The sequence below is a fragment of the Streptomyces chromofuscus genome (genome assembly GCF_015160875.1).
In the GTDB taxonomy this organism is placed as follows: Bacteria; Actinomycetota; Actinomycetes; order Streptomycetales; family Streptomycetaceae; genus Streptomyces; species Streptomyces chromofuscus.
Genome location: NZ_CP063374.1, coordinates 2,196,758 through 2,222,125, shown reverse-complemented (window position 1 = coordinate 2,222,125; position 25,368 = coordinate 2,196,758). Strand labels below are relative to the sequence as shown.

Annotated in this window: 26 protein-coding genes, 1 pseudogene and 1 riboswitch; of the genes and pseudogenes, 14 read left to right on the top strand and 13 right to left on the bottom strand. The window is 72.3% G+C overall.

All coding sequences use genetic code 11. The annotated features are described in order from the left end of the window. Positions 1-4: 4 nt before the first annotated feature. Together IPT68_RS09985 and IPT68_RS09980 are read right to left on the bottom strand one after the other, a co-directional pair. Complete coding sequence (locus IPT68_RS09985) at positions 5-646, bottom strand: hypothetical protein (protein WP_189697010.1); 642 nt, start codon at positions 644-646, stop codon at positions 5-7. Continuing rightward, entirely contained in the window at positions 639-1,418 is a 780-nt protein-coding gene (locus tag IPT68_RS09980) for an alpha/beta hydrolase (protein ID WP_189697011.1), read from the bottom strand. Before IPT68_RS09980 ends, IPT68_RS09985 begins: the two co-directional genes overlap by 8 nt. Positions 1,419-1,569: 151 nt before the next feature. On the opposite strand from IPT68_RS09980, the gene IPT68_RS09975 reads away from it, so the two are divergent. The 5 genes from IPT68_RS09975 to IPT68_RS09955 all read left to right on the top strand — a co-directional run bounded on the left by IPT68_RS09975 (position 1,570) and on the right by IPT68_RS09955 (position 6,607). Continuing rightward, positions 1,570-2,352, top strand: a complete 783-nt coding sequence (locus IPT68_RS09975; protein WP_228040342.1) for a lysophospholipid acyltransferase family protein — start codon at positions 1,570-1,572, stop codon at positions 2,350-2,352. 165 nt (positions 2,353-2,517) lie between these two features. Beyond that, a complete protein-coding gene (macS, locus tag IPT68_RS09970) occupies positions 2,518-3,705 on the top strand; it encodes a MacS family sensor histidine kinase (protein WP_373300512.1) in 1,188 nt (395 codons plus the stop codon). Further along, positions 3,705-4,388, top strand: a complete 684-nt coding sequence (locus tag IPT68_RS09965; protein ID WP_189697012.1) for a response regulator — start codon at positions 3,705-3,707, stop codon at positions 4,386-4,388. The genes macS and IPT68_RS09965 overlap by 1 nt, the downstream gene beginning before the upstream one ends. Before the next feature lie 124 nt (positions 4,389-4,512). Next, entirely contained in the window at positions 4,513-5,541 is a 1,029-nt protein-coding gene (locus tag IPT68_RS09960; protein ID WP_189697013.1) for a 6-phosphofructokinase, read from the top strand. 70 nt (positions 5,542-5,611) lie between these two features. Next, positions 5,612-6,607 (top strand): 2-hydroxyacid dehydrogenase, encoded by a 996-nt coding sequence (locus tag IPT68_RS09955; RefSeq protein WP_189697014.1) that lies wholly within the window; start codon positions 5,612-5,614, stop codon positions 6,605-6,607. Here IPT68_RS09955 and IPT68_RS09950 read toward each other — a convergent pair. Both IPT68_RS09950 and IPT68_RS34965 read right to left on the bottom strand, forming a co-directional pair. Further along, positions 6,559-8,439, bottom strand: a complete 1,881-nt coding sequence (locus IPT68_RS09950) for an anthranilate synthase family protein (protein ID WP_189697015.1) — start codon at positions 8,437-8,439, stop codon at positions 6,559-6,561. The two genes, IPT68_RS09955 and IPT68_RS09950, sit on opposite strands and share 49 nt — an antisense overlap. A 98-nt stretch (positions 8,440-8,537) precedes the next feature. Next, positions 8,538-8,594, bottom strand: a complete 57-nt coding sequence (locus tag IPT68_RS34965; protein ID WP_189697087.1) for a trp operon leader peptide — start codon at positions 8,592-8,594, stop codon at positions 8,538-8,540. A gap of 96 nt (positions 8,595-8,690) precedes the next feature. Between IPT68_RS34965 and IPT68_RS09940 the strand changes: the two genes are divergently transcribed. Further along, a complete protein-coding gene (locus IPT68_RS09940; protein WP_189697016.1) occupies positions 8,691-10,043 on the top strand; it encodes a class II 3-deoxy-7-phosphoheptulonate synthase in 1,353 nt (450 codons plus the stop codon). A 157-nt stretch (positions 10,044-10,200) separates the two neighbouring features. Further along, entirely contained in the window at positions 10,201-10,452 is a 252-nt protein-coding gene (locus IPT68_RS09935; RefSeq protein ID WP_189697017.1) for a (2Fe-2S)-binding protein, read from the top strand. Positions 10,453-10,457: 5 nt separating this feature from the next. On the opposite strand, the gene bfr is transcribed toward IPT68_RS09935, so the two are convergent. After that, the gene (bfr, locus tag IPT68_RS09930) at positions 10,458-10,967 is read right to left on the bottom strand and encodes a bacterioferritin (protein ID WP_189697018.1); all 510 of its coding nucleotides are present in this window, start codon (positions 10,965-10,967) and stop codon (positions 10,458-10,460) included. Positions 10,968-11,147: 180 nt separating this feature from the next. Between bfr and IPT68_RS09925 the strand changes: the two genes are divergently transcribed. Further along, complete coding sequence (locus IPT68_RS09925; protein ID WP_189697019.1) at positions 11,148-11,780, top strand: sulfite oxidase-like oxidoreductase; 633 nt, start codon at positions 11,148-11,150, stop codon at positions 11,778-11,780. Between the two features lie 42 nt (positions 11,781-11,822). Here the strand turns inward: IPT68_RS09925 and IPT68_RS09920 are convergent, their stop codons facing one another. The 5 genes from IPT68_RS09920 to thiO all read right to left on the bottom strand — a co-directional run bounded on the left by IPT68_RS09920 (position 11,823) and on the right by thiO (position 17,047). Further along, the gene (locus IPT68_RS09920; RefSeq protein WP_189697020.1) at positions 11,823-12,698 is read right to left on the bottom strand and encodes a deoxyribonuclease IV; all 876 of its coding nucleotides are present in this window, start codon (positions 12,696-12,698) and stop codon (positions 11,823-11,825) included. 34 nt (positions 12,699-12,732) lie between these two features. Continuing rightward, positions 12,733-14,658 (bottom strand): Stk1 family PASTA domain-containing Ser/Thr kinase, encoded by a 1,926-nt coding sequence (pknB, locus tag IPT68_RS09915; RefSeq protein ID WP_189697021.1) that lies wholly within the window; start codon positions 14,656-14,658, stop codon positions 12,733-12,735. Between the two features lie 221 nt (positions 14,659-14,879). Further along, positions 14,880-15,680 (bottom strand): thiazole synthase, encoded by an 801-nt coding sequence (locus IPT68_RS09910; RefSeq protein WP_189697022.1) that lies wholly within the window; start codon positions 15,678-15,680, stop codon positions 14,880-14,882. Between the two features lie 3 nt (positions 15,681-15,683). Next, positions 15,684-15,884 carry a sulfur carrier protein ThiS gene (gene thiS, locus IPT68_RS09905; RefSeq protein WP_189697023.1) on the bottom strand — a complete coding sequence of 67 codons (201 nt, stop codon included), beginning with the start codon at positions 15,882-15,884 and terminating at the stop codon, positions 15,684-15,686. Continuing rightward, positions 15,881-17,047 carry a glycine oxidase ThiO gene (gene thiO / locus IPT68_RS09900; protein ID WP_189697024.1) on the bottom strand — a complete coding sequence of 389 codons (1,167 nt, stop codon included), beginning with the start codon at positions 17,045-17,047 and terminating at the stop codon, positions 15,881-15,883. Before thiO ends, thiS begins: the two co-directional genes overlap by 4 nt. Next, positions 17,045-17,156: riboswitch (TPP riboswitch) on the bottom strand. It overlaps the preceding gene by 3 nt. Positions 17,157-17,208: 52 nt before the next feature. Here thiO and IPT68_RS09895 point away from each other — a divergent pair. The 6 genes from IPT68_RS09895 to IPT68_RS09870 all read left to right on the top strand — a co-directional run bounded on the left by IPT68_RS09895 (position 17,209) and on the right by IPT68_RS09870 (position 22,205). Continuing rightward, entirely contained in the window at positions 17,209-17,580 is a 372-nt protein-coding gene (locus IPT68_RS09895) for a hypothetical protein (protein WP_189697025.1), read from the top strand. A 32-nt stretch (positions 17,581-17,612) separates the two neighbouring features. Beyond that, positions 17,613-18,830 (top strand): NAD(P)/FAD-dependent oxidoreductase, encoded by a 1,218-nt coding sequence (locus tag IPT68_RS09890; protein WP_189697026.1) that lies wholly within the window; start codon positions 17,613-17,615, stop codon positions 18,828-18,830. A gap of 77 nt (positions 18,831-18,907) precedes the next feature. Next, the gene (locus IPT68_RS09885) at positions 18,908-19,273 is read left to right on the top strand and encodes an Rv2175c family DNA-binding protein (protein ID WP_004001914.1); all 366 of its coding nucleotides are present in this window, start codon (positions 18,908-18,910) and stop codon (positions 19,271-19,273) included. Between the two features lie 141 nt (positions 19,274-19,414). After that, the gene (thiE, locus tag IPT68_RS09880; RefSeq protein ID WP_189697027.1) at positions 19,415-20,071 is read left to right on the top strand and encodes a thiamine phosphate synthase; all 657 of its coding nucleotides are present in this window, start codon (positions 19,415-19,417) and stop codon (positions 20,069-20,071) included. 215 nt (positions 20,072-20,286) lie between these two features. Further along, on the top strand, positions 20,287-21,210 hold the full coding sequence (metF, locus tag IPT68_RS09875; RefSeq protein ID WP_189697028.1) for a methylenetetrahydrofolate reductase [NAD(P)H]: 924 nt from the start codon (positions 20,287-20,289) through the stop codon (positions 21,208-21,210). A 56-nt stretch (positions 21,211-21,266) separates the two neighbouring features. Next, the gene (locus IPT68_RS09870) at positions 21,267-22,205 is read left to right on the top strand and encodes an SCO2102 family sporulation regulator (RefSeq protein ID WP_189697029.1); all 939 of its coding nucleotides are present in this window, start codon (positions 21,267-21,269) and stop codon (positions 22,203-22,205) included. Positions 22,206-22,248: 43 nt separating this feature from the next. Here the strand turns inward: IPT68_RS09870 and IPT68_RS09865 are convergent, their stop codons facing one another. The 3 genes and pseudogenes from IPT68_RS09865 to IPT68_RS09860 all read right to left on the bottom strand — a co-directional run bounded on the left by IPT68_RS09865 (position 22,249) and on the right by IPT68_RS09860 (position 25,324). After that, positions 22,249-23,742 (bottom strand): phytoene desaturase family protein, encoded by a 1,494-nt coding sequence (locus tag IPT68_RS09865; protein ID WP_228040519.1) that lies wholly within the window; start codon positions 23,740-23,742, stop codon positions 22,249-22,251. Between the two features lie 159 nt (positions 23,743-23,901). Continuing rightward, positions 23,902-24,126, bottom strand: a pseudogene (locus IPT68_RS34960) (DUF4126 domain-containing protein); the annotation flags it as partial. Between the two features lie 568 nt (positions 24,127-24,694). Beyond that, complete coding sequence (locus tag IPT68_RS09860; protein WP_189697031.1) at positions 24,695-25,324, bottom strand: TetR/AcrR family transcriptional regulator; 630 nt, start codon at positions 25,322-25,324, stop codon at positions 24,695-24,697. Positions 25,325-25,368 lie beyond the last annotated feature (44 nt).

Here is a 25,368-nt window from a genome sequence, read left to right as displayed (position 1 = left end):
CGGGTCAGACCACCGCGCCCCGCCCCGGATCCTCGTCGTCCTCCTCCTCCGTCCGCATCCGCATCACCAGCGTCGCGAAACCGCCCAGGAAGCCGCCGATGCCGAGCGTGGTGAGCCACCACGTCATGTCCCAGCCGAACAGCACCGCCAGCAGGAGCAGCACCGGCCCGCCCAGCACGCCGAGCCACGCGAACTTGGCCGTGGCGTCGGCGGCGGGCAGCGGCGGTGGCTCCGGCGGTACGAAGTGGCCCTCGTCGTCCTCGCCCAGGTCGTCGTCGGACGGCTCGGGCGTGGTGTAGTCCCGGGGCCCGCCGCCCACGCCGGGCGCGAAGGTCACCGAGCCGCCGAGCGGCTTCGGCGTCTCCTTCTCGGGCTCGGGCTCGGGCTTCCGCCCGCCCGCCTCGCCCGCGGCGTCGTTCGTCTCGGACTCCAGCAGCGCCAGATCCTCGACCGACTTGAACGGCTTGGCCCCCGGCGGGTCCGGCGGCTCCTCGCCGAACCCGGCGACGATCGCCGCCCAGGCGGCCTCCTCGTCGAACGGCACCTGCTGCTCACCGGGCTCGGACCGCTCCCCGGCACGAGCCTGCGGTTCCTCCCGTTCTTCCCGCTCCTCGCGGTCCTCGCGGTCGGAGTCGTGCTCAGCCACCTGCGGCCGTCCCTTCCTTGCCGAGACTGGGTGCGAGCCGGCCGACGAACGTGAGGCTCTCCTCGCAGATCCGGTCCGCGTCGTGGTCCAACGTCGCGACGTGGTAGCTCTGTTCCAGCAGGACCTCCCGGACGTCCGTCGAGGACACGCGGCTGAGGATCCGCGCCGAGTCGGCAGCCGGCACCACATGGTCCTGCGGGCTGCGCAGAACCAGCAGCGGCTGCGTGACCTGCGGCAACTCGCCGTCGACGAGCCGGAAGAAGTTCCGCAGTGAGTGCGCGGCGTGCAGCGGGACCCGGTCGTAGCCGATCTCCACCACACCGGGCCTGGCGATGTCGCTCGTGATCCCCTTCGTCGTCCGCACGACGTGCCGGGCGACCGGCAGGGCGTACGCCGACAGTCCGTGCACCTTGTTCGCCGGGTTGACGACCACCACACCGCTGACCGCGTCCCCGTGCCGGGCCGCGAGGCGCAGTGCGAGGGCGCCGCCCATGGACAGGCCGAACACGAACACCTGTGCGCACCGGCGGCTGAGCGCGCGCAGCTCGCGGTCCACCTCGGCGTACCAGTCCTGCCAGCCCGTGAGCTCCATGTCCTCCCATCGCGTGCCGTGCCCGGGCAGCAGCGGCAGCGTGACGGTGAGGTTGTGCTCGGCGAGGTACTCCGCCCAGGGGCGCAGCGACTGCGGGGAACCGGTGAAGCCGTGGCAGAGCAGGACGCCGACTTCCCCGCCGTCATGGCGGTACGGCTCGGCTCCAGGAAGGACCGGCACCTTCGGTCTCCTGTTCATGTGAGAGGGGCGTGAGAAGAGTCCAGGTGTGCTTCACCGTACGCGACCGCACTGACACCGACCAGGGCCGTCGGCAGCATTGCCCGGCTGCCGGGTTATGGTCTGATCTACAGATACAGGAGGCACTCGGTTGTTGTACGGCGCGATAAAGGTTTCCGTCGGGGGGCCGCTGAAGCTCGTCTTCCGGCCCTGGGTGGAGGGCCTGGAGAACGTTCCCGCCGAGGGCCCCGCGATCCTGGCGAGCAACCACCTGTCCTTCTCCGATTCGTTCTTCCTGCCCGCGGTGCTCGACCGGAAGGTCACCTTCATCGCGAAGGCCGAGTACTTCACCACCCCCGGCATCAAGGGCCGTCTGACCGCCGCGTTCTTCAAGGGCGTCGGCCAGCTGCCGGTGGACCGCTCCGGCGCCCGGGGTGCGGGCGAGGCCGCGATCAAGAGCGGTATAGAGGTCGTCGAGCGCGGTGAGCTGTTCGGGATCTACCCGGAGGGCACCCGCTCGCCGGACGGCCGCCTCTACCGCGGCAAGCCCGGTGGCCTCGCGCGCGTGGCGCTCGCCACCGGCGCGCCGGTCATCCCCGTCGCGATGATCGACACGGAGAAGATCCAGCCGCCCGGCAAGGTGGTGCCGAAGCTGATGCGGCCCGGCATCCGGATCGGCCGGCCGCTGGACTTCACCCGCTACCAGGGCATGGAACACGACCGTTTCGTGCTGCGCGCGGTGACCGACGAGGTCATGTACGAAATCATGAAGCTCTCCGGCCAGGAGTACGTCGACGTCTACGCGACCGCCGCCAAACGGCAGATCGCCGAGGCGGCCAAGGCGGAGAAGGAAGCGGCCAGGGCGGCCAGGGCCGCGCTCGCGCAGGCCGAGAGGGAGCAGGCGCAGAAGGAAAAGGAACAGCAGGCCGACCAGTAGCGGCCGGCGGGGGCGGGGGGCATGGCGAGGGGCGAGGAAGCGAGCCGTGGGGCGCGCGGGTGGCGCGGCACCGCACGAGCGAAGACCCGGAAGGCCGGGCACGGTCGGGCTCCCGCCACCGGCCGGAGCGTCCCGGAGGCCAAAGAGCCCAGGAACCTGCGCGTCATGAGGATGTCGGTCGAGCAGCCGCTGTGGCGTGCGCTCGCCGGCTACCGCGTACTGACCATGGTCTACGCGATCGCCGTGTTCGCCACCTCGTACGAGGAGTTCGCCCGCCCCTGGGTCGCCGTCGCCTACTTCGCCGTTCTGTGCGTGTGGACCCTGGCCACCCTGCCCCTGGTCGCGAACGCCGCCCAGTGCACCAAGCGGTTCCTCGCCGCCGACATCACGGTCGCCCTCGCGGGCATCCTGCTCACCCTGGTCGCCGACACCCCGGAGCGGATCGCCGACGGCCGCCCGACCCTGCCGACGATATGGACCGCCGGCTCCGTGCTGGCATTCGCGATCAAGGGCGGCTGGCGCTGGGCCGCCGTCGCCTCCAGCCTGGTCGCCGCGGCCAACCTGGTGGAGCGCGGCGGCCCGACCCGCGACACCGTGCACAACGTGCTCCTGGTCTGGGTCGCCGCCATCGCCATCGGCTACGTCGTCGAGGTCGCCCGCGCCTCCGAGCGCACCCTCGCCCGGGCGTTGGAGATCGAGGCCGCCACCAGGGAGCGGGAGCGGCTCGCCCGGGACATCCACGACAGCGTGCTCCAGGTGCTGGCGATGGTGCAGCGGCGCGGCGCGGTCATCGGCGGGGAGGCGGCCGAGCTGGGGCGCCTCGCCGGTGAGCAGGAGGTGGCCCTGCGCACGCTGGTGTCCGGCGGGCTGGTGCCCGTCTCCCGGGTGTCGGAGGACGCCGCCGAGGGGGCGGTCGTACGGGCCGTCGAGGAGCCGGACGACGACAGCGGCCCGCTCGACCTGCGGGCGCTGCTCGCGCCGCACGCCGGCGCCCGGGTCAGCCTCGCCGAGCCCGGCGCGCCGGTGCTGCTGCCGTCGCCCGCCGCGCGGGAGCTGGCCGCCGCCGTGTCGGCGGCCCTGGACAACGTCCGCAGGCACGCCGGGGAGAACGCACGGGCCTGGATCCTCGTCGAAGACGAACCCGACGCGGTGATCGTGACCGTCCGCGACGACGGCCCCGGCATCCCCGAGGGCCGCCTCGCGCAGGCCGAGGGCGAGGGACGGCTGGGCGTGGCGCTGTCGATCCGGGGGCGGCTGCGCGACCTGGGCGGCACGGCCGAGCTGGTGTCGACGCCCGGACAGGGCACGGAAGTCGAGCTGAAGGTACCGAAGCAGAGGACACGGGGGCAGTGATGAGCGAACAGCAGGGTCCGATCAGGGTGATGGTGGTCGACGACCACCCCATGTGGCGTGACGCGGTCGCCCGCGACCTGGCCGAGTCCGGTTTCGAGGTGGTCGCCACCGCGGGCGACGGCGACCAGGCGGTACGCCGTGCCAAGGCGGCCGCGCCCGACGTCCTCGTCCTGGACCTCAACCTGCCCGCCAAGCCCGGCGTCCAGGTCTGCAAGGAACTGGTCGCCCACAATCCGGCGCTGCGCGTCCTGGTGCTGTCGGCCAGCGGGGAGCACGCCGACGTGCTGGAGGCCGTGAAGTCGGGCGCGACCGGCTATCTGCTCAAGTCGGCGTCCACCGGGGAACTGCTGGACGCCGTGCGCCGTACGGCCGTCGGCGACCCGGTCTTCACCCCGGGCCTGGCCGGGCTGGTGCTCGGCGAGTACCGGCGCCTCGCCTCCGACCCCGCGCCCGGCGCCGCGGCCGACGCGGACGAGCCCAAGGCGCCCCGGCTGACCGACCGCGAGACCGAGGTGCTGCGGCTGGTCGCCAAGGGCCTGAGCTACAAGCAGATCGCCGAACGGCTGGTCATCTCCCACCGCACGGTGCAGAACCACGTGCAGAACACCCTCGGCAAGCTCCAGTTGCACAACCGGGTGGAACTGGTGCGGTACGCGATCGAGCGCGGCCTCGACGAGGAGTAGGCGTGGCCCGGACCAACCGCTCTGCGACTCACCGGAATTGCCCTTACGGGCCATGCCGCAGTGACCTGAGTCACCATTAGCGTGCTCGTACGGCACACGGCAACCGCGGCGAAGGGACATTTCCATGCGGGTCGGAGTACTGACCGGAGGCGGCGACTGCCCCGGGCTCAACGCCGTCATCCGGGGCATCGTCCGCAAGGGCGTGCAGGAGTACGGCTACGACTTCGTCGGCTTCCGGGACGGCTGGCGCGGTCCGCTCGACGGTGACGTCACGCGCCTGGACATCCCGGCCGTGCGCGGCATCCTGCCCCGCGGCGGCACCATCCTGGGCTCCTCGCGCACCAACCCGTTCCAGCACGAGGGCGGCATCACCCGGATCAAGGAGAACCTCGCCAAGCAGGAGGTCGAGGCGCTCGTCGTGATCGGCGGCGAGGACACCCTGGGCGTCGCGGCACGCCTGTCCGACGACTACGGCGTGCCCTGCGTCGGCGTCCCGAAGACCATAGACAACGACCTGTCGGCCACCGACTACACCTTCGGCTTCGACACCGCCGTCGGCATCGCGACCGAGGCGATCGACCGTCTGCACACCACCGCCGAGTCCCACATGCGGGTGCTGGTCGTCGAGGTGATGGGCCGTCACACCGGCTGGATCGCCCTCCACTCCGGCCTGGCCGGCGGCGCCAACGTCATCCTCATCCCCGAGCAGCGCTTCGACGTCGACCAGGTGTGCGCCTGGGTGACGTCCCGGTTCAAGGCGTCGTACGCGCCGATCGTCGTCGTCGCGGAGGGGGCCGTGCCGAAGGACGGCGACATGGTCCTCAAGGACGAGACCCTCGACTCCTACGGGCACGTTCGGCTGTCCGGGGTCGGCGAATGGCTGGCCAAGGAGATCGAGAGGCGGACCGGCAAGGAGGCCCGCACCACCGTCCTCGGGCACGTCCAGCGCGGCGGCACGCCCAGCGCCTTCGACCGCTGGCTCGCCACCCGCTTCGGCCTGCACGCCGTCGACTGCGTCCGCGACGGCGATTTCGGCACGATGGTCGCCCTGCGCGGCACCCACATCGTCCGCGTCCCGATCGCCGAGGCCACGGCCCGCCTGAAGACGGTCGACCCCGCGCTGTACGAGGAGGTCGAGGTCTTCTTCGGCTGAACCGGCGTCCCACGGGTACGGGCCGTATATTCGGCGCATACGGCCCGTACCCCTGCGAACAGGAGACACTGTGGAGATCCTGGCCTTCGGTGTGCAGGCCGACGAGAAGCCCCTGATCGAGCGGGCCTTCCAGGGCCACCACGCCATCCGCTGCCTGGGCGTCTTCCTCACCGAGGACACCGCCCCCATCGCCGCCGGCCACGAGATCGTCTCCACCAGCGTCAACGCCGACCTCGGCGCTCCGGTCCTGTCCACCCTCGCGTCCGGCGGGACCCGGATGATCGCCCAGCGCTCGACCGGCTTCAACAACATCGACCTCGACGTCGCCGAACGGCTCGGCATCACGGTCGCCCGGGTGTCGTACTACTCGCCGTACGCGGTCGCCGAGTTCGCCTGGGCCCTCGCCATGGCCGTCAACCGCCGTATCGTGCGCGCCTCCAACCGCACCCGTGACTTCGACTTCCGCCTCGACGGCCTGATGGGCCGCGACATGCACGGCCGCACCGCAGGCGTCCTCGGCACCGGCAAGATCGGCGAGGCGTTCGCCCGGATCGCGCACGGCTTCGGCATGCGGCTGCTCGGCTGGGACATCGCCGAGAACCCCGCGTGCATGCAGCTCGGCATGGCCTACGTGACCAAGGAGCAGCTGCTCGCCGAGTCCGACCTGGTCACCCTGCACGTGCCGCTGATGCCGGAGACCCGGCACCTGATCGACGCGGACGCCCTGAAGACGATGCGGGACGACGCGATCCTGATCAACTCCAGCCGCGGGGGCCTCGTCGACACCGCCGCCCTCGTCCACGAGCTGCGCGCGGGCCGCTTCACGGGCGTCGGCCTCGACGTGTACGAGGCGGAGGCCGGGCTGTTCTTCCTCGACAGGTCCCTCGAGCCCGTCGAGGACGACACCCTGGCCCGCCTCGTCACCTTCCCCAACGTCCTGGTCACGTCCCACCAGGCGTACTACACCGAGGACGCGGTCGGCCAGATCGTCGACACCACGGTGCGCAACGTCCTCGACTACACCGCCGGCCGCCGCTCGGAGAACGTGCTGGTACCGCGCAGCTGACCGACCAGCTCCCGCACGACACCGGCCCCGTTCAGCGTCAGCACCGACTCCGGGTGGAACTGGACGCCGGCGAACCCCGGTCCGCGCAGGGCGTGCACCTCGGCGCCGGCGCTCCGGCTGACCTCGATCCCGTGCGCGGCGAGCTCGGCCGCCGTCTCGTCGTCGCAGCGCGCCACGAAGCTGTTGTAGAAGCCGACGGTCTCCGCCCGCCCGAACAGGTCGATCGTCGTCTGCGCCCCCTGGTACGGCACCTCCTTGCGCACGATGTCCAGCCCCAGCTCCGCCGCGATCAGCTCGTGCCCCAGGCAGACGCCGAGCACCCCGTGCCGGTGCCCCCGGATCGCCTCGGCGGTCAGCTCCCGCAGCAGACGCATCTTCGGATCGCCCGGGTCGGACGGGTCGCCGGGGCCGGGCCCGACGACGAGCGGCCCCTCGTGCGCGCGCACGGCCTGCCGCAGGCCGGGTTCGTCGTAGCGGCGGACGGTGACGGTGAGGCCCGAGGAGCGCAGCACGTGCGCCAGCATCACCGTGAAGGTGTCCTCGCCGTCGACCACCAGGGCGTGCCCGCTGAGGCCCTGGGTCCGCTCCTGCATCCGCAGCCAGAAGGGCGCCAGCGACGCCCGGCGCCCGTCCAGCGCGGCCCGCACCCGCGGGTCGTCGGCCAGCCCCGGCCGTACGGCCTCCTCGCGCGGCCGCTGCTCGCCCACCCCCAGCGCCGCCAGCACGCCCGCCGCCTTCGCGTGCGTCTCCGCGACCTCGCCCGCCGGGTCCGAGCCGCGCACGAGCGTCGCGCCCACCGGCACCCGCAGCCGCCCGGCGGCGTCGATGTCGGCGGTGCGGATGAGGATGGGGGAGTCCAGGGTCTGCGCCCCGCCGGAGTCCCGGCCGAGCAGGGCGAGGGCCCCGCCGTAGTAGCCGCGCCCGCCGGCCTCGTACCGCTCGATGACCCGGCAGGCGTTCTGCACCGGCGAGCCGGTGACGGTCGCCGCGAACATGGTCTCCTTCAGCACCTCGCGCACATCCAGCGAGGACCGGCCGCGCAGCTCGTACTCGGTGTGCGCCAGGTGCGCCATCTCCTTCAGCCGCGGCCCGACGACCACCCCGCCCATGTCGCCCACCGCGCACATCATCTTGAGCTCCTCGTCGACGACCATCGACAGCTCCTCGATCTCCTTGCCGTCGGCGAGGAAGCCGAGCAGGTGCTCCGGGGTGGGCCCCTCGGCGGGATAGCGGTACGTCCCGCTGATCGGGTTCATCACGACCGTGCCGCCGGACATCCGCACGTGCACCTCCGGGCTGGCGCCGACCAGCGTCCGCTCACCGGTGTGCACCACGAACGTCCAGTACGCGCCGCGCTCCCCGACGAGCAGCCGCCGGAACAGCGCCAGCGCGTCGGCCCGCCCGAACCCGGGGATCCCGCCCTCGAACGTCCGCCGGACGACGAAGTTGGCGCCCTCGCCCCGGCCGATCTCCTCCCGCAGCACGCGACCCACGATCCCGGCGTACTCCTCGTCGCCGACGTCGAAGCCGCCGCCCTCGACGCGCACCTCGTGCGCCGGGAGCCGCCGCAGCGCCTCGGCGAGCGGGACGGCGTACGACTCCTCGGGGGTCAGCGCCAGCAGCGGGGTGCCGTCGTCGTGGACGTCGAAGCCGCGCTCGCGGATCTGGCGGTGCGGGACGAGCGCGAGGCCCTCGTCGGGGAGGTCGGCGAGTCGGTCGTGGGCCGTCACCGGGCCGAGCAGCACCTCCACGGTGTTCTGGTCGTGGCCGGGGGTGCGGCGGCGGAGCAGGGCGAAGGGTCGGTCGTCGTGCGCGAGCTGTGCCAGGTCCATGGTTCCTCTTCCGTCGTCGTGATCGGTTCGAGGAACGGCTCCGGAAACGCCGAAGGCCGCCCCTCGGGCGGCCTTCGCGAAGTTTTTCGTACGCGCAGTCAGCGGGCCGCCGGAGAAGCGGTCCACCACCAGTTCTGGATCGAGTGCGCGAACATGCTGGGCACCTTACCCCATGTCCGCGGAGCGTAACGGGCGTCTCACTTCCTGGGCACGGGCGGGAAGGCCGGACTTCACGCCGTAATGTGGAGCTTGTGACCGTGAACGCTGAGACCAGCTCCCACACTGGCAACACCTGGCGAGACCTGCCCGCGGCGCAGCAGCCCGAGTACCCCGACCCCGAGGCTCTGCGCGCAGTGATCGCGGACCTCGAGTCGTATCCGCCGCTCGTCTTCGCGGGCGAGTGCGACCAGCTGCGCGCCCGGATGGCGGCCGTCGCCAAGGGAGAGGCGTTCCTCCTCCAGGGCGGCGACTGCGCCGAGGCGTTCGACGCGGTGTCCGCGGACCAGATCCGCAACAAGCTCAAGACCCTGCTCCAGATGGGCGCCGTGCTGACGTACGCGGCGTCCGTGCCCGTGGTGAAGGTGGGCCGGATCGCCGGCCAGTACTCCAAGCCGCGCTCCAAGCCCACCGAGACCCGCGACGGCGTGACCCTGCCGGTCTACCGCGGCGACTCGGTCAACGGCTTCGACTTCACCGAGGCCTCCCGCATCCCGGACCCGGAGCGGCTGAAGCGGATGTACCACGCGTCCGCCTCCACGCTGAACCTGGTGCGTGCCTTCACCACCGGCGGTTACGCCGACCTGCGCCAGGTGCACGCCTGGAACCAGGACTTCGTGAGGTCGTCGCCGTCCGGCCAGCGCTACGAGCAGCTCGCCCGCGAGATCGACAACGCGCTGAACTTCATGCACGCCTGCGGGGCCGACCCGGAGGAGTTCAAGACCGTCGAGTTCTACTCCTCGCACGAGGCGCTGCTGCTCGACTACGAGTCCGCGCTCACCCGCGTCGACTCGCGGACCGGCCGGCTGTACGACGTCTCCGCGCACATGGTGTGGATCGGTGAGCGCACCCGGCAGATGGACCACGCGCACATCGAGTTCGCCTCGCGGATCCGCAACCCGATCGGCATCAAGCTCGGCCCGACGACCACGCCCGAGGAGGCGCTGCAGTACATCGAGCGCCTCGACCCCGAGCGTGAGCCCGGCCGGCTGACCTTCGTCGTCCGGATGGGCGCGGACAAGATCCGCGACCGGCTTCCCGACCTGGTCGAGAAGGTCACCGCCTCCGGCGCCGCGGTGGCCTGGGTGACCGACCCGATGCACGGCAACACCTTCGAGGCGGCCTCCGGCCACAAGACCCGCCGCTTCGACGACGTGCTCGACGAGGTCAAGGGCTTCTTCGAGGTGCACAAGGCCCTCGGCACGCACCCGGGCGGCATCCACGTGGAGCTGACCGGCGACGACGTCACCGAGTGCGTGGGCGGCGGCGACGAGATCTTCGTCGACGACCTGCACCAGCGCTACGAGACGGCCTGCGACCCGCGGTTGAACCGCAGCCAGTCGCTGGACCTGGCGTTCCTGGTCGCGGAGATGTACAGGGACCAGTAGCCGTTTCACCTGTTACCGAAGCAAAGATTGGGGCGCGGATCACATCTCTGATCCGCGCCCTTCCACTTTTGTGCCACGGGTGCGCCGGGTAAGGTTAGGTTTGCCTCACCGATCAACGGGGACGGCACCATCAATCGACCCGGCGGGAGGTGACCGCGTGTACGTCTGCAGTTGCTTCGGCATCACCGAGCAGCAGGTCAAGCAGCACGCGGAGAACGGCGCCTGCACCCCTCGCCAGATAGCCTCGGCCTGCAAGGCGGGCACGGACTGCGGCAGCTGTGTGCGCCGCATCCAGGCGCTCCTCGGCCGCGGCGCCTGCCCCCGCCGGGAGCTGGCCGATCAGGGCGGTTCACCCCTGGCCGACGTCGCGCGGTCGCCCGCCGCGCAGGTCACCGCCGAAGCCGCCTGACCGGCTCAGCCGCCGTACTTGCCCGATTCCTTCGAGTCCGGCTGGCTCTGCTCGATCACCGTCGACAGGTACAGCGACTCGCCCAGCTTCTCGATCAGTTCGAGCTGTGTGTCCAGGTAGTCGATGTGGTGCTCCTCGTCGGCGAGGATCGCCTCGAAGATGTTCGCGGATGTGATGTCGGCCTTGGCGCGCATGATCTCCACGCCGCGCCGCAACCGGTCGATGGCCTCCACCTCGATCTGCCGGTCCGCCTGGAACATCTCGGTCACGGTCTGGCCCACGCTGACGTGGAACAGACGCTGGTAGTTGGGCAGACCGTCCAGCAGCAGGATGCGCTCCGTGAGCACCTCTGCGTGCCGCATCTCGTCGAACGACTCGTCCCGGGTGTACTTGGCGAGTTTCGTCCACCCCTTGTGGTCCTGCAGCTTGCTGTGCAGGAAGTACTGGTTGATCGCGGTGAGCTCGGCGGTCAGTTGCTCGTTGAGCAGTTCGAGCACCTCGGGGTCGCCCTGCATGAGTGGGCTCCTTCCACGTCGGGAGGTCGAAACATGAGGTTGCCGCCGCATGATTGCACCGGGTGCCGAAGATGGTCCAGTAAGTGCCTACTTAGTAAGTAAGGGCATGCTTGGCGTTACTTGCCCGATTCCGTACGAGGCTGGTCCGGTGCACCGTCCACCGTCTGTCAGGATGGAGTCATGGGTCACCCGGTGGAGCGCGAATCTGGAGCAGCGGCATCGTTCGAGCTTCCGCCGGGGCAGCGAGTGCAGCGCGGATGGCCGGTCACGCACTACGGACCGGTACCCAAGTTCCGACCCGAGCGCTGGGAGTTCAGGGTCTTCGGTGCCACCGCCGACGGGGAGAAGCACTGCTGGACCCACGAGGAGTTCACGGCCCTGCCGTACACCACCGTGATGGCCGATCTGCACTGCGTGACGAAGTTCAGCATGCTCGGCGCGGAGTGGGGCGGCATCCCGGCCCGGACCATCCTGGACCTCGCGCCGCCCGACCCGAACGTCACCCATGTGATGGTGTGGGCCGAGTACGGCTTCAGCTCCAACCTCCGGCTGGCGGACTTCGCCTCCGACCGCACGATCTTCGCCACCCACAAGGACGGCGAACTGCTCACCGCCGAGCACGGCTTCCCGCTCCGTCTGATCGTCCCGCACCTGTACGCCTGGAAGGGCCCGAAGTGGGTGCGCGGTGTGGAGTACATGACCGCCGACCGCCGGGGCTTCTGGGAGGAGCGCGGCTACCACAACATCGGCGACCCGTGGAAGGAACAGCGCTACTCGTACCAGGAGGCGCCCGGGGAGGGCCCCGAGCTCTGACGCTGCAGGTCTCTACCCCCGGTTCGTTCCGGTCGGCTCGCCTCAGCGGTCCCGGAGTGCCTTCAGTCGCTCCACGTCCGCCGCATGGCCCTCCTTGCCGCCGGGGGTCTCGATGATCAGCGGTACGCCCTCGGTGGCGGGGTGGGTCATCAGGGCGCGGAACGGGTCCTCGCCGATGTGGCCTGCGCCGATGTTCTCGTGCCGGTCCTTGTGGGCGCCGACCACGTCCTTGGAGTCGTTGGCGTGGATCAGCCTCAGCCGGCCCTCGCCGACCGTGTCGACCAGCAGGTCCAGCGTCTGGTGCATGCCGTTCGGCCCGGTCAGGTCGTGCCCGGCGGCGAAGACGTGGCAGGTGTCGAGACAGACGCCCAGCTTCGGATGGGCGTCCAGGGCCTCGAAGTACGGCCCGAAGTCCCAGGTGCGTGAGCAGAGCGAGGCGCCCTGGCCCGCCGTCGACTCCAGCAGGACGTACGGGTCGTCGTCGGTGAGTTCGTCGAGCAACGGCAGCAAGGACTCCCGTACCTGCTTGAGCGCCACCGACCGGTCCCGGCCGCCGGTCGCGCTGCCGGTGTGCACGACCACGCCGAGCGCGCCGATGGCGCGCCCGCGCCGCACCGAGTGCCGCAGCGACTCCACCGACCGCTCGACGGTGGCCTCCGTGTGCGAGCCGAAGTTGATCAGGTACGGGGCGTGCACGTAGGCCGGGATCGACTGCTCCGCGCACGCCGCGCGGAACGCCTCGTCCTGCCGCGGGTCACCGGCCGGCGTGGCCCAGCCACGCGGGTTGGCGACAAAGACCTGCACGGTCTCGGCCTTGAGGTCGCGGGCGTAGCCGAGGCCCACGGAGTGCAGGCCGCCGGCGACGGGGACATGACCGCCGACGGGGTTGCGGGAGGGACCGGGGTGCTGACTCTTCACCCGTTCAGGGTGTCATGCGCGCCGGTGCGGCCGGTCAGCGGATCTCCAGGGTGATCGTCGAACCCTTGGGGGCCGTCTCCCCGGCCTCCACGGACTGGTTCCGCACGGTGTCGCCGAACAGGCCGAGCAGTCCGCGGTCCTCCTCGACCGCGAAACCGGCGTCCTCCAGTTTCTGCCTGGCCTCGTCCACGCTGTCCCCGACGACGTCCGGCACCTCGATCATCTCCGGTCCCTTGGACAGCGTCAGCGTCACCGTGTCGCCCTCGGCGGCCTGGGCTTCGGGGCCCGGTTTCTGCCGGGCGACCTCGCCCGCCTCGTGCTCCGAGTTGATCCGCTGCGAGGCGATCCGCACCTTCAGGCCGGCGTCCTGGAGCCGCTCCCTGGCCTCGTCCGCGTCGCGCCCCGTGACGTCCGGGACGTCCACCGGGGCGCCCTTGCTGACGGTGAGCGCGATCGCCGCGCCCGCGCGCGTGGTGGTGCCCGTCGCCGGGTCCGTGCCGATCACCGAGCCCCGGGTGATGTCCTCGCTGAACTGCCGGGTCACCATGCCCGGCTCCAGCCCGCTGTCCTTGAGCACCTCGCGCGCCTTGTCCAGCCGGTAACCCGCGAGGTCCGGCACCTCCACCGTCTCGGGGCCGTCGGAGACGGTGAGCGACACGGAGTCGTTGTGCCGGATCCGGGCGCCCGGCGCCGGGTCGGTGCTGATGATCGTGCCGCGCTTCACCGTGTCGCTGTGGGCGTGCTTGACCTGCCCGACCTCCAGACCGGCGTCCGCGAGCCGCTCCTCGGCCTGCGCCTCGGTCTTGGCCAGCAGCGGCGGGACCTCGGTGAACTGGCCCGAGTTGATGTACCAGACGCCCACGCCGAGGCCCAGTGCCAGCAGCACGGCGGCGACGATCGTGACGACGGTGCGCGGGGGCCGGGAGCGGCGGTGCGGGGTGTCCGGGGGCGGCGACTGAAGCCGGCTCGTCCGGTCGTACCGGGACTCGTCGGCGTCCCCGTCGACGGGCAGCTGCCGCAGTGCGGTCAGCGCGCGCGGGATGACGCTCGTACGGTCGTCGGCTTTGTCGTGCTCGGCCGTGATCGCCTGCGGGGGCAGGGCGTCGAGCTGGTCCGCGCCGAGCGCGGCGCGCGCCTTTCGGACCCGCGCGAGCAGGGCCACGGCGTCGTACGGGCGGAGGTCCGGGGTGCGGGCCGTGGCCGCGGCGACCACGTCGTCCAGCTCGTACGGCAGGCCGGGCACGGCTGCCGAGGGCGGCGGCACGTCCTCGTGGACGTGTCGGTAGAGCACCTGGGCGGGCGAGTCCCCGGTGTGCGGTTTGGCGCCGGTCAGCATCTCGTACAGCACGACACCGCACGCGTACACGTCGACGCGGGGGTCGGCGCTGCCGTGTTCTATCTGCTCCGGCGCGAGGTAGGAGACGGTGCCGAGGACGGAACCGGTGGTGTGGGTGACCGTGTCCACGGCCCGGACCAGCCCGAAGTCGGCGACCTTGACCCGGCCGTCGTCCCCTATGAGGACGTTCTCCGGCTTCATGTCCCGGTGCACGAACCCGGCGCGGTGGGCGCCGCCCAGCGCGGCCAGCACCGGCTCCAGGATGTCCAGCGCGGCCCGCGGCTGGAGCGCCCCACGCTCGCGCAGCACGTCCCGCAGGGTGCAGCCGGCGACGTACTCCATGGCCAGGTAGACGTACGACCCGTCCGCTCCCTGGTCGAACACCTGAACGACGTTGGGGTGGGCGAGCCGGGCCACCGACTTGGCCTCGCGGATGAAGCGCTCCACGAAGGAGGCGTCGGCGGCCAGGGTCGGATGCATCACCTTGAGCGCGAGCACGCGGTCGAGGCGGGTGTCCACGGCCCGGTAGACCGTGGCCATCCCGCCGACCGCGATCCGCGCGTCGACGCGGTAACGGCCGTCGAGCAACTGCCCGATCAGAGGGTCCTGAAGGGTCGTGTCCACGCAGGTGAGTCTACGAGCCGTCGCCGACACTCCTGGCCGGTTCCGGCGGCATCGGGGCGGGACTGCAGCCGACCTGTGACGAGTCTTACCCGGCTGTGCCACCGGACCGCTCCCACCCGGCTGTGCCACGGGGCCGTGCGTGCGGACGCACCGCCCGCACGGCCCCGCGCCGGTCACTGGAAGGCGGACAGCCGGGTCACCGGGAAAGGCCGGCGGTCGGGTCACTGGTGGAAGGCGGGCCGCTCCGGGTCCAGCGCGGCCATCCCCTCCACCGGCGACGACGCCTCCGCGAAGTGCCGCCGCGGGATGCGCCCGGCCCGTCGCGCCAGCCGTCCCGCCTCCACCGCGTTGCGCATGGCGGCGGCCATCAGCACCGGCTCCTGCGCCCGGGTCACGGCCGAGGCGAGCATCACACCCGCGCACCCGAGCTCCATCGCGAACGCCGCGTCCGACGCCGTACCGGCTCCCGCGTCCAGGATCACCGGCACACGCGCGTGCTCGACGATCAGCTGGAAGTTGTGCGGATTGCGGATGCCGAGCCCGGAACCGATCGGCGACCCGAGCGGCATGATCGCGGCGCAGCCCACGTCCTGGAGCCTGCGCGCCAGCACGGGGTCGTCATTGGTGTACGGCAGCACGGTGAATCCGTCGTCCACCAGCGTCTCCGCCGCCTCGAGCAGCTCGATCGGGTCGGGCAGCAAGGTGCGTTCGTCGGCGATGACCTCCAGCTTGATCAGGTCGGTGCCGAGTGCCTCTCGCGCGAGGCGGGCGGTCAGCACCGCCTCACCGGCCGTGAAGCAGCCGGCCGTGTTGGGCAGCACCCGGATGCCCAGTCTGTCCAGCACCGACAGCACCGAGCCGTGCACGTCGGGGTTCACACGCCGCATCGCGACCGTCGTCAGCTCGGTTCCCGACGCGACGAGCGCCCGCTCCAGCACGTCGAGGCTGGGCGCGCCACCGGTGCCCATGATCAGCCGGGAGGTGAAGCTCGTACCCCCGAGGACGAAGGGATCGTCGGCCATGGGTCAGCCTCCTTGGACGGCGGTGAGGACTTCGACGCGGTCGCCCTCGGACAGGGGCGTCCTGGGCCACTGCGCGCGCGGGACGACGGTTTCGTTGAGGGCGGCGGCGACTCCGGAGGACGCCGGGGTGAGGGTGCGGACGAGGGCGTCGAGAGCCGTGCCGTCGGCGATCCGGCGGGGCTCACCGTTGACGGAGATGATCATGCGGGCTGCTCCGTGAGTGCGGCGCTGAAGCGCTTCGGCGTGAAGGGGCGGGCCTCGTCGGGGAGTTCACCGGTGGTCAGGACGTGGGCCATGACGTCGCCGGTGACCGGGGTGAGCAGGACTCCGTTGCGGTAGTGGCCGGTGGCCAGCAGCAGGCCTTCCAGTCCGGTCGGGCCGAGCAACGGCGCGTTGTCGGGCGAGCCGGGACGCAGGCCCGCCCGGGTCTCCGTCAGGGGCAGCTCGGTCAGGCCGGGGACCAGCTCGTGCGCGTCGCGCAGCAGCTCGTACACGCCCCCGGCGGTGACCGTGGTGTCCCACCCCAGTTCCTCGCTGGTGGCGCCGACGACCAGCTCCCCGCTCTCGCGCGGCACCAGGTAGACGTGGCTGCCGCGCACCACCGCGCGGACCGTGCGGCTCAGGAACGGCGCCAGGGGCGGCGGCACGGTCAGCCGCAGCACCTGTCCCTTCACGGGCCGCACGGGCGGCAGCACGGCCTCCGGGACGCCCGCGAGTCGCCCGCTGAGACTCCCGGCGGCCAGCACCACCTGCCCGACGGCCAGCTCGGCGCCCGCGCGCGTGACGACCCCCGTCGCCCGCTCCCGGTCGACCAGCAGGCGCTCGGCCCACTCCCGGTGGAAGACCACGCCCGTCCGCTCGCAGGCGGCGACGAGCGCGGCCGCGAGCCGCCGCGGGTCGATCTGGTGGTCGCCGTCGACCCGCAGCCCGCCACGCACGCCCGGCGCCAGCATCGGCTCCAGGCGGCGGCAGTCCCGGCCCGACAGCCACTCGGACTCGAGTCCCGACCGCCGTTGCAGGGCGTGCAGTTCGCGCAGGTGGGCGCGGTCGTCGGCGTCCAGCGCGACGGCGAGCGTGCCGCACCGCCGGTAGCCGAGGTCGTGGCCGGTGAGGTCGGTGAGCTCGGCCGCGAAGTCCGGATAGCGGCGGGCCGAGGCGAGATTCAGACCCAGCAGGGTCTCCTCGCCGTAGTGCAGCTCCGTGACGGCGGCCAGCATGCCGGCCGCCACCTGGGCGGCCCCGCCCCCGGGTTCGGGGTCCACGACGGCGGTGGCGAGTCCGCGCTGCGCGGCCCGCCAGGCCGTGACCAGTCCGATGATTCCGCCCCCGATGACGAGGACGTCTGACGTACGTGCGGAAGACGACACGGGCGTCCAGCCCCTCCCTTCGCCGGCATGACCCGGATCAGGTTCGTACGGTCGGAGGCCGCCAGCCTCCCTCTCAGCCCGGTGCGTCCGGGCTCCCGCGAGTGCTTTACGGTGGCCACCCTAGCTCTTGCCGCCGTGCCTCTGTAAGGGAGCCCGCTGTCATGCCCCGCTCATTGGACGGCCTCGTCCTCGCGCCCGTCGCCGACCAGGCGCCGGGACAGGTCGGGACCCGCACCCGCTTCACGTACCACGAGAAGGACGGCGAGATCTGGGCCGAGTACGCGGGTGGGGACGTCGCGCGCGGGTACCTGGTGGGCACCCGGGAGGGCGACCGGCTGGACTTCCGCTACGTGCAGCTCAAGCAGGACGGGACGACGTCCTCGGGCCACTGTGCGTCCACGGTCGTGGAACTGCCGGACGGGCGGGTGCGGCTGGAGGAGCGCTGGGAGTGGGAGTCGCAGGCGGGCGGCGGCACCAGTGTGGTGGAGCAGGTCGGCCGTGGTGTGGACCAGGTCACGGACTCCGCCCCCTGACTGACAGTCCGTCAGTTGTCTAAGGTGATCAGGTGAGCGAGCAGACGAGGGCACAGGCGCGGCGCGTGGTCGTCGTGGGCGCGGGCATGGCCGGGGTGCAGACCGCCGTCGCCCTGCGGGAGCAGGGCTTCACCGGCACCGTGACGCTGATCGGCGCCGAACCCCACCAGCCCTACGATCGTCCGCCGCTGTCCAAGGCCGTCCTGCTCGGCAAGGCCGAGGACTCCGCCTTCGACGTCGACTTCGAGGCGCTCGGCATCGACCTCCACCTCGGGCGCGAGGTGACCGGCGTCCGCGTCGGCGACCACGAGCTGGACACCGAGGCCGGCCCGGTGCCGTACGACGTGCTGGTGCTCGCCACCGGCGCCGAGCCCGTCACCCTGCCCGGCGCGGAAGGCGTCCCCGGGGTGCATCTGCTGCGCACCCTGGACGACGCCGAGCGGCTGCGGCCGGTGCTCGCCCGGCAGCACGACATCGTGGTCGTCGGCGCCGGCTGGATCGGCGCGGAGTTCGCCACGGCCGCCCGCGAGGCGGGCTGCGCCGTGACCGTGGTGGAGGCTGCGGACCGGCCCCTCGCCGGGGCGCTGCCCGCCGAGGTGGCCGCGCCGATGGCCGGGTGGTACGCCGACAGCGGGGCCGTACTGCGCACTCACGCGCGCGTGGAGCGCGTCGAGCCCGGCGCCGTCGTCCTGGACGACGGCTCGCGGGTGCCCGCCGACGCCGTCGTGGTCGGCATCGGCGCCCGGCCCGCCACACGCTGGCTCACCGGCTCCGGCATCCGGCTCGGCGCGCACGGCGAGGTCGTCGCCGACGACCACCTGCGCACCTCGGCGCCGGACGTCTACGCGGTCGGCGACTGCGCGTCCTTCCCCTCGGGACGGTACGGCGAACGGCTGATGGTCCACCACTGGGACAACGCCCTGCAGGGCCCCCGCACGGTCGCGGCGAACATCGTCGACGAGACGCCGGCGGTCTACGACCCGGTGCCGTACTTCTGGTCCGAGCAGTTCGGCCGGTTCGTCCAGTACGCCGGGCACCACACGTCCGCCGACGCCACCGTCCGGCGCGGCGACCCGGCCGGGCCCGCCTGGTCGGTGTGCTGGCTGCGCGAGGGCCGGCTGGTGGCCCTGCTGGCCGTGGGGCGCCCCCGGGACATGGCGCAGGGACGGCGGCTGATCGAGGCCGGGACGGTGCTGGACCCGGTGCTGCTCGGCGACCCCGCGCGCCCTCTGAAGGCAGCCATGGCGTAATGCGTTTTCGCAGGTGAGCGGGGTGGTCGGGCGGGCCTGACTTCCGACTGTCGGTGGGGGATGGCAGGCTTGTTCCCGTGACCGAGATTGACGCAAAGATCGATGCTCTCGTCCCCGCCTGGCTCACGCTCCCCGACATCGCCGAAATGCTCGGCGTCGAGGTGACGCGCGTGCGGCAGCTGGTCAAGGAGGGCCAGCTCATCGCCGTACGCCGCGGTGAGAACCGCGCGCTGCACGTCCCCGCCGCCTTCATCGACGGCGACAAGGTCGTCAAGGGCCTGTCTGGGACCCTGACGCTCCTGCGGGACGACGGCTTCACGGACGAAGAGATGCTGGAATGGCTCTTCACCCCCGACCCCAGCCTGCCCGGCACGCCCGCGCAGGCGCTGAGCGAGAATCGCGGCACGGAGGTGAAGCGGCGGGCCCAGGCCCTCGCCGTCTGACACCGGCCCGACCCGAGCAGCCGACCGGCGTACGGGCCGTGGTCCCCGGGCCACGGCCCCCGGCCGACCGCGCCCCGCCCGGCCCGTACGCCGGCCACCGACCGCACACCCAGAGCCACCGACCCACGGGGGGACCCGCGCATGCCCGACACCGCCGCCACCGCTCGCGCCCGGCTCGCCGACGCCCGTGTCTACCTGTGCACGGACGCCCGTGTACGCCACGGCGACCTGCCCGACTTCCTGGACGCGGTCCTGGCCGGCGGGGTCGACATCGTGCAACTGCGGGACAAGGGCATGGAGGCCGCCGAGGAACTGGAGCACCTCAGGGTGTTCGCCGACGCCTGCGCCCGGCACGGCAAGCTCCTCGCCGTCAACGACCGCGCGGACGTCGCCCACGCCGCCGGAGCAGGCGTGCTCCACCTCGGCCAGGGCGACCTCCCGGTCCCGGCGGCCCGGGCGATCCTCGGCGACGACATCCTCATAGGCCGCTCCACGCACGCGGAGTCCGAGGCCGAGGCAGCGGCCGTCCAGGAGGGCGTCGACTACTTCTGCACCGGCCCCTGCTGGCCGACCCCCACCAAGCCCGGCCGGCACGCCCCCGGCCTCGACCTGGTCCGGCACACCGCCGCGCTGGGCACCGACCGCCCGTGGTTCGCGATCGGCGGCATCGACCTCGGCAACCTCGACCAGGTCCTGGACGCGGGCGCGCGCCGGGTCGTCGTGGTCCGGGCGATCACGGAGGCGGCCGATCCGGGCGCGGCGGCGGCGGAGTTCGCGAAGCGGCTGCGGGCGGCTTGAGGCGGCGCCCGGCGGGTCTGCGGCGGGGCGCCGGCGGGCGTACCGCGGGACATCGGCGGGCGTGAGGCCTCGCGTCCGCGGGGGTGACGCCGGTCGTTCGTCTCGGTGCGGCACCATGAGGCCGGGGTGTCCAAGGGGTGGACAACAGGCGGACAATCCGGGCAAATTTCCTGCGTCCGGTTGGGGGACCGGCAGCCCCTGGCTAACCTGCCGGTATGGCCCTCGGAACCGCATCCACCAGGACTGATCGCGCCCGGACCGTGCGCGACATGCTCGCCACCGGCAAGACGACGTACTCGTTCGAGTTCTACGCGCCGAAGACCGCCAAGGGTGAGCGCAGCCTGTGGAACGCCCTGCGCAGGGTCGAGGCGGTCGCCCCCGACTTCGTCTCCGTGACCTACGGTGCCGGCGGCTCCACCCGTGCGAGCACGGTCAAGGAGACGCAGCAAATCGTCGTCGACACCACGCTCACCCCGGTCGCCCACCTCACCGCCGTGGACCACTCGATCGGTGAGCTGCGCAACGTGATCGGCCAGTTCGCCGACGCGGGCATCCGCAACATGCTCGCCCTGCGCGGCGACCCGCCCGGCGACCCCATGGGTGAGTGGGTGCCGCACCCCAAGGGGCTGACCTACGCCGCCGAACTCGTCCGCCTCATCAAGGAGTCGGGCGACTTCTGCGTGGGCGTCGCGGCCTTCCCGGAGATGCACCCGCGGTCCGCCGACTGGGACACGGACGTCGAGCGCTTCGTCGACAAGTGCCGGGCCGGCGCGGACTACGCGATCACACAGATGTTCTTCCAGCCGGAGTCCTATCTTCGACTGCGTGACCGAGTCGCCGCCGCGGGCTGCGGGACGCCGGTCATCCCCGAGGTCATGCCCGTGACCAGCGTCCGGATGCTGGAGCGGCTGCCGCAGCTCAGCAATGCTCACATTCCGTCCACCTTGAAAGAGCGGATCCTCACAGCGAAAGACAATCCGTCCGCTGTACGCTCCATGGGGATCGAGTTCGCCACGGAGTTCTGCGCACGGCTGCTGGCCGAGGGAGTGCCGGGTCTGCACTTCATCACGCTCAACAACTCCACGGCGACCCTGGAAATCTACGAGAACCTGGGCCTGCACCACCCACCGCGGGCCTAGACCGGTCGCACGCTCATACGACACACTGCGTAGCGGCCACTGGGAGAGGGGCGTACATGGGCTGGACGGTCCTCTACATCGCGTTCGGCATCGTCGCGCTGTGGTTGCTCGGTGAGGTCCTGCTGCAGTACAAGGCGCGGCTCCGCTGGCGGTTGCTGGCGTTCGCCGGCTTCCTCGGTGTCGTCGTCGGTGTACTGATCCCGTCGGTCGTCGTGATCGGGCTGGGCGCTGCGGCCTTCGCGGTCGGGCAGACCTACGTCACGCTGTCGTTCCGCCGCGGCTTCGCCGCCGGCTGGGCGGTCACCGGCCGTCCGGGCCTGGGCGGCAGCAAGCGCCGCCGCGGTGAGCCGGACCACCAGGACCCGACGCTCGAGGTCTCCGACCTCGAAGCGGCCGAGCACGGCGACGGCACCTACGAGCAGGGCGGCGGCGCCTACGGGCAGGACGAGCACGACCGCGACGACGTGTTCACGCCCGCCCGCTCCGGCGCGCACTCGGCCGCCGAGACGACCGCCGTGTACGAGCCGCAGCCGATGCCCGACGACACCGGGTCGTACGGCGTGTACGGCGACACCGGCTCCTACGCCGCCCAGGGCCAGACCCACGACCAGTACGCCGCGGCCGCCCAGTCCGCCGACCAGGCCTACGCCTACGACGGCTACTCCGGCTACGGCCAGCAGCAGTACGGCTACGACACCACCGGTCAGCAGCAGTACGCCGCCTACTCCGACCCGTACATCGGCACCCAGACCTACAGCGGCGGGTCGTACGACACCGGCTACGAGCAGCAGTACGGCCAGCAGGCCTACGGTCAGGACCAGTACGCCACCGGCGGCTACGGCGGCGAGACCCCGGCCGGCGGCGTGTGGGTGCCGCAGCAGCGCAGCACCGACGACCCGTACGGCGGCGAGCTGCCGCAGGAGCAGCCGTACCCCTACCAGGGGGACGGTCAGGCGCAGCAGGGGAACGGGTACGACGAGCAGTACCGGTTCTGAGCGGCCGCTCCCACCGAGCGGCCGTACTCCGCGGTGTCCGCTCTCACTGAGAGCCCCGGAAGTCCGGGCCCTCCACGATCAGCCCCGCGACCAGCGCGCCCGACATCCCGGCGTGCGGCAGGCCGCCGCCCGGGTGTGACCAGCCGCCGACCGTGAACAGACCGGTGAGAGCGGTGGTGTTGGCCGGGTGCAGCAGCCTGCCACCGGCCGCCGCGAGCGCCGGGGCGGGAACCGCCCCGCCCTCCGCCCCGGTCGCCTCGGCGATGTCGGCCGGGGTGCGCAGCTCTCGCCACAGGAGGCGGGCGCGCAGGTCCGGCACGGCGCGCTCGGCGGCGGTGATCATCGCCTCGGCGCGGCGGGCCGAGGCCTCCGACGAGGTCGAGGCCGGCACGGTGGCCGTCAGGGTGACCGCCTCGTGGCCGGCGTCCGGAATCAGTGCCGGGTCGTCGGGGCGCAGGACCGTCACGGTCGGGTGCGGTGCCGTCGCCGCACCGCTCGCGGTGCCGAAGAGGGACGCCAACTCGCCGTCCCGGTCCGCGCTGTGCACCACCGTCCGATGCGCAGTGCCCTCCGGTCGGGGCCCGCGCAGCGCCAGCAGCACCGTGAGGCGGCTGGGCAGCCCGTGCTGCGGCTGGATGTCGCCGCCGGCCCGTGGCGGCACGTCCGGCAGCGCGCCGGGCGCGACGCCGCGGACCACGAAGTCGGCCTCCGCCACCGTCCCGTCGGCGAGTTCCACGCCCGCCGCCCGGCCGTCCTTCTCCAGCACCCGGGCGACCTCGGCGCCGAACAAGAACTCGACCCGGCGGGCCAGGCACCGCTCGTACACCGCGCGTGCCAGCTCCCGGATGCCGCCGCGCACGTACCAGGCGCCGAAGGCGTGCTCCATGTACGGCAGCACGGCCGCGCTCGCCGGGGCGAGGCGCGGATCGAGGCCGTAGGCCAGCGCGTGGCTCTCCAGCAGGGCGACGAGCCGGGGATCGCGCAGCTCCCAGGCGCCGACCTCGGCGAGCGTGCCGGCCCGGCGGGTGCGCAGCAGCCGCTTGTGCGGGACGGACGGGTAGGGCTCGCGGTCGGCCAGCACCGGCCAGTTGGGCCACAGGGGCTCCTCCAGGAGCGGCCGGCGCGTCCGGTCCCAGGCCTCACGGGCCCGCACCAGGAAGTCGCCCCAGCGGCCGCCCGTACCCGCGCCGAGTGCCTCGTCCAGGGCGGCGACCACGCCAGCGCGTGAGGCGTTCGGCAGGGACACCCCGGTGCCGTCCGCGAAGACGTGCCGGACCGACGGGTCGACCTGGGTCAGCTCGACGCACGCCTCCAGCGGCTCCTTGCCGGTCTTGAGGAACAGGTCCCGCCAGACCGCGGGCAACGGCAGCACGCCGGGACCGGTGTCGAAGGCGAACCCGTCCCGCTCCAGCCGCCGCACCGCCCCGCCGTACGTCTCCGTACGCTCGTACACCGCCACCCGGTGGCCCGCCACGGCCAGCCGCGCCGCAGCCGCCATGGCGCCCATCCCGGCGCCGATCACCGCAATCCGTGCCATGCCCGCGACTTTATCGGCCGCCACCGACAGCCGGCCGCCGGGCCTGGACCTGCGCTGTCGCGGAGCCGGACGGCGGTGGGGTCGGTACGGTCCTGCCCTCACCAGCCCCGCGACGGCCAGATTCTCGGGCACGCTGATGATCACGTTGCTGAAGGGCTCCGGCGAGGCGTTCACCGCCATCCGCGTCCCGGCCTCGACCGCATGGCCGGCCGGCGCCGTCGAGCCGCCGATCGCGCCCGACGCCGGATCGGACAGCGAACCGCTCTGCCCGGCGAGCAGCGCCCCGGCCCAGGCATCGGCCGCGGGCCGGATCACCGTGTGCACGGAGTCCCCCACCGAGTCGACGTACGGGATCTTGTCGGCGACCGCGCACAGGAACAGCACGCCCGCCACGACGAGCACCTCGGGGCGTTGCAGCGCCTGGGGGACCTCGTCGCCCTGGGGTCGAACACGGGCTGCTGAGTACGCGTACCTAGGCCGGGGATTGAGTACGCGCGCGGATGGGGCTCGAACTGCGTGAACGAGAGAGTGAAGGCACGGAAAGGGGCCGAGCGCCGGCACCGCCGACACGGGGCGGCGGAACGGCGCGGCCCTGGACCGCTCCTTCCGCCGGCTCAGGTCGGCGGGAGCGAGGCACGGGGCAACCCGTGGGAGGGACGACCGAACGGGGCCCGACGGGGGACGGGGGGAACGGGAAACACGGGGGTACGGGGGGACACGGGGGAGCACAAGGAGCGCCGGTCGGGCGTGGCCCGCGGGGGACGCGGCCACGATCCGGACCGGCGCTTCCCGTTTCGTCCGTCGCGGTGCACCACCGGGTCCGCCGGACCTGCCGGGCCGACCGGAGCCGCCCGGTCACCGAACCCGCTGGACCCGCGACTCGCAGAGCCCACCGGCTTCTGCGACCCGCTGCCTCTCGACGGCGGCCGTCCCGTCGGCGAGGGCGGCGTGCTCAGGGCCGCCCGCTCACCCGCCCCTGCAGCAGCCGTGACAACGCGGCGTGCACGTCGTCCAGGGAGCGCTCCGGCTGGAACGCCTGCCAGTCCAGGGCGGCCACCAGCACCATGCCGACCAGCGCCGCCGCCGTCAGCGGCACGTCGATCTCCTCGCTGAACTCACCGTTGTCGATTCCCGCGCGCAGCACGTCCTCGACCACCGCCACCGCCTCCTTCCGGACCACCAGCAGCGTGGACTGCCAGGCCCGGTTGGTGCGCCACAGCTCGGCCACGTACAGCTGCGTGAACGCCGGATAGCGGTCGATGAAGACGAGCCCGGCCCGGATCATCGCGTCCAGCGCGGCCACCTTGGTGCCGCCGTCCTTCGCCGTTCGCTCGGCGGCCTCCCTCAGGGAGGCGGTGAGCAGGCCCACGCCGTGCCGCAACAGCTCCTCGAAGAGGACCGACTTGCTCGCGAAGTTGTAGTACACGGTGCCCTTGGCGACCCCGGCCCGCTCGGCGATCTCGTCCACCGTGGTGGCGGAGAAGCCCTGCTCCGCGATGAGCGTGACGGCCGCCTCGTACAGCTTCTGCCGGGTCGCCTCGCGGCGCGTACTCGCCCCCGGTGTGGCGCTGGTGCTGTCCATGGCCCTGATTGTCACAGGAACGGCATCCCGGCAGGACGTCGAAG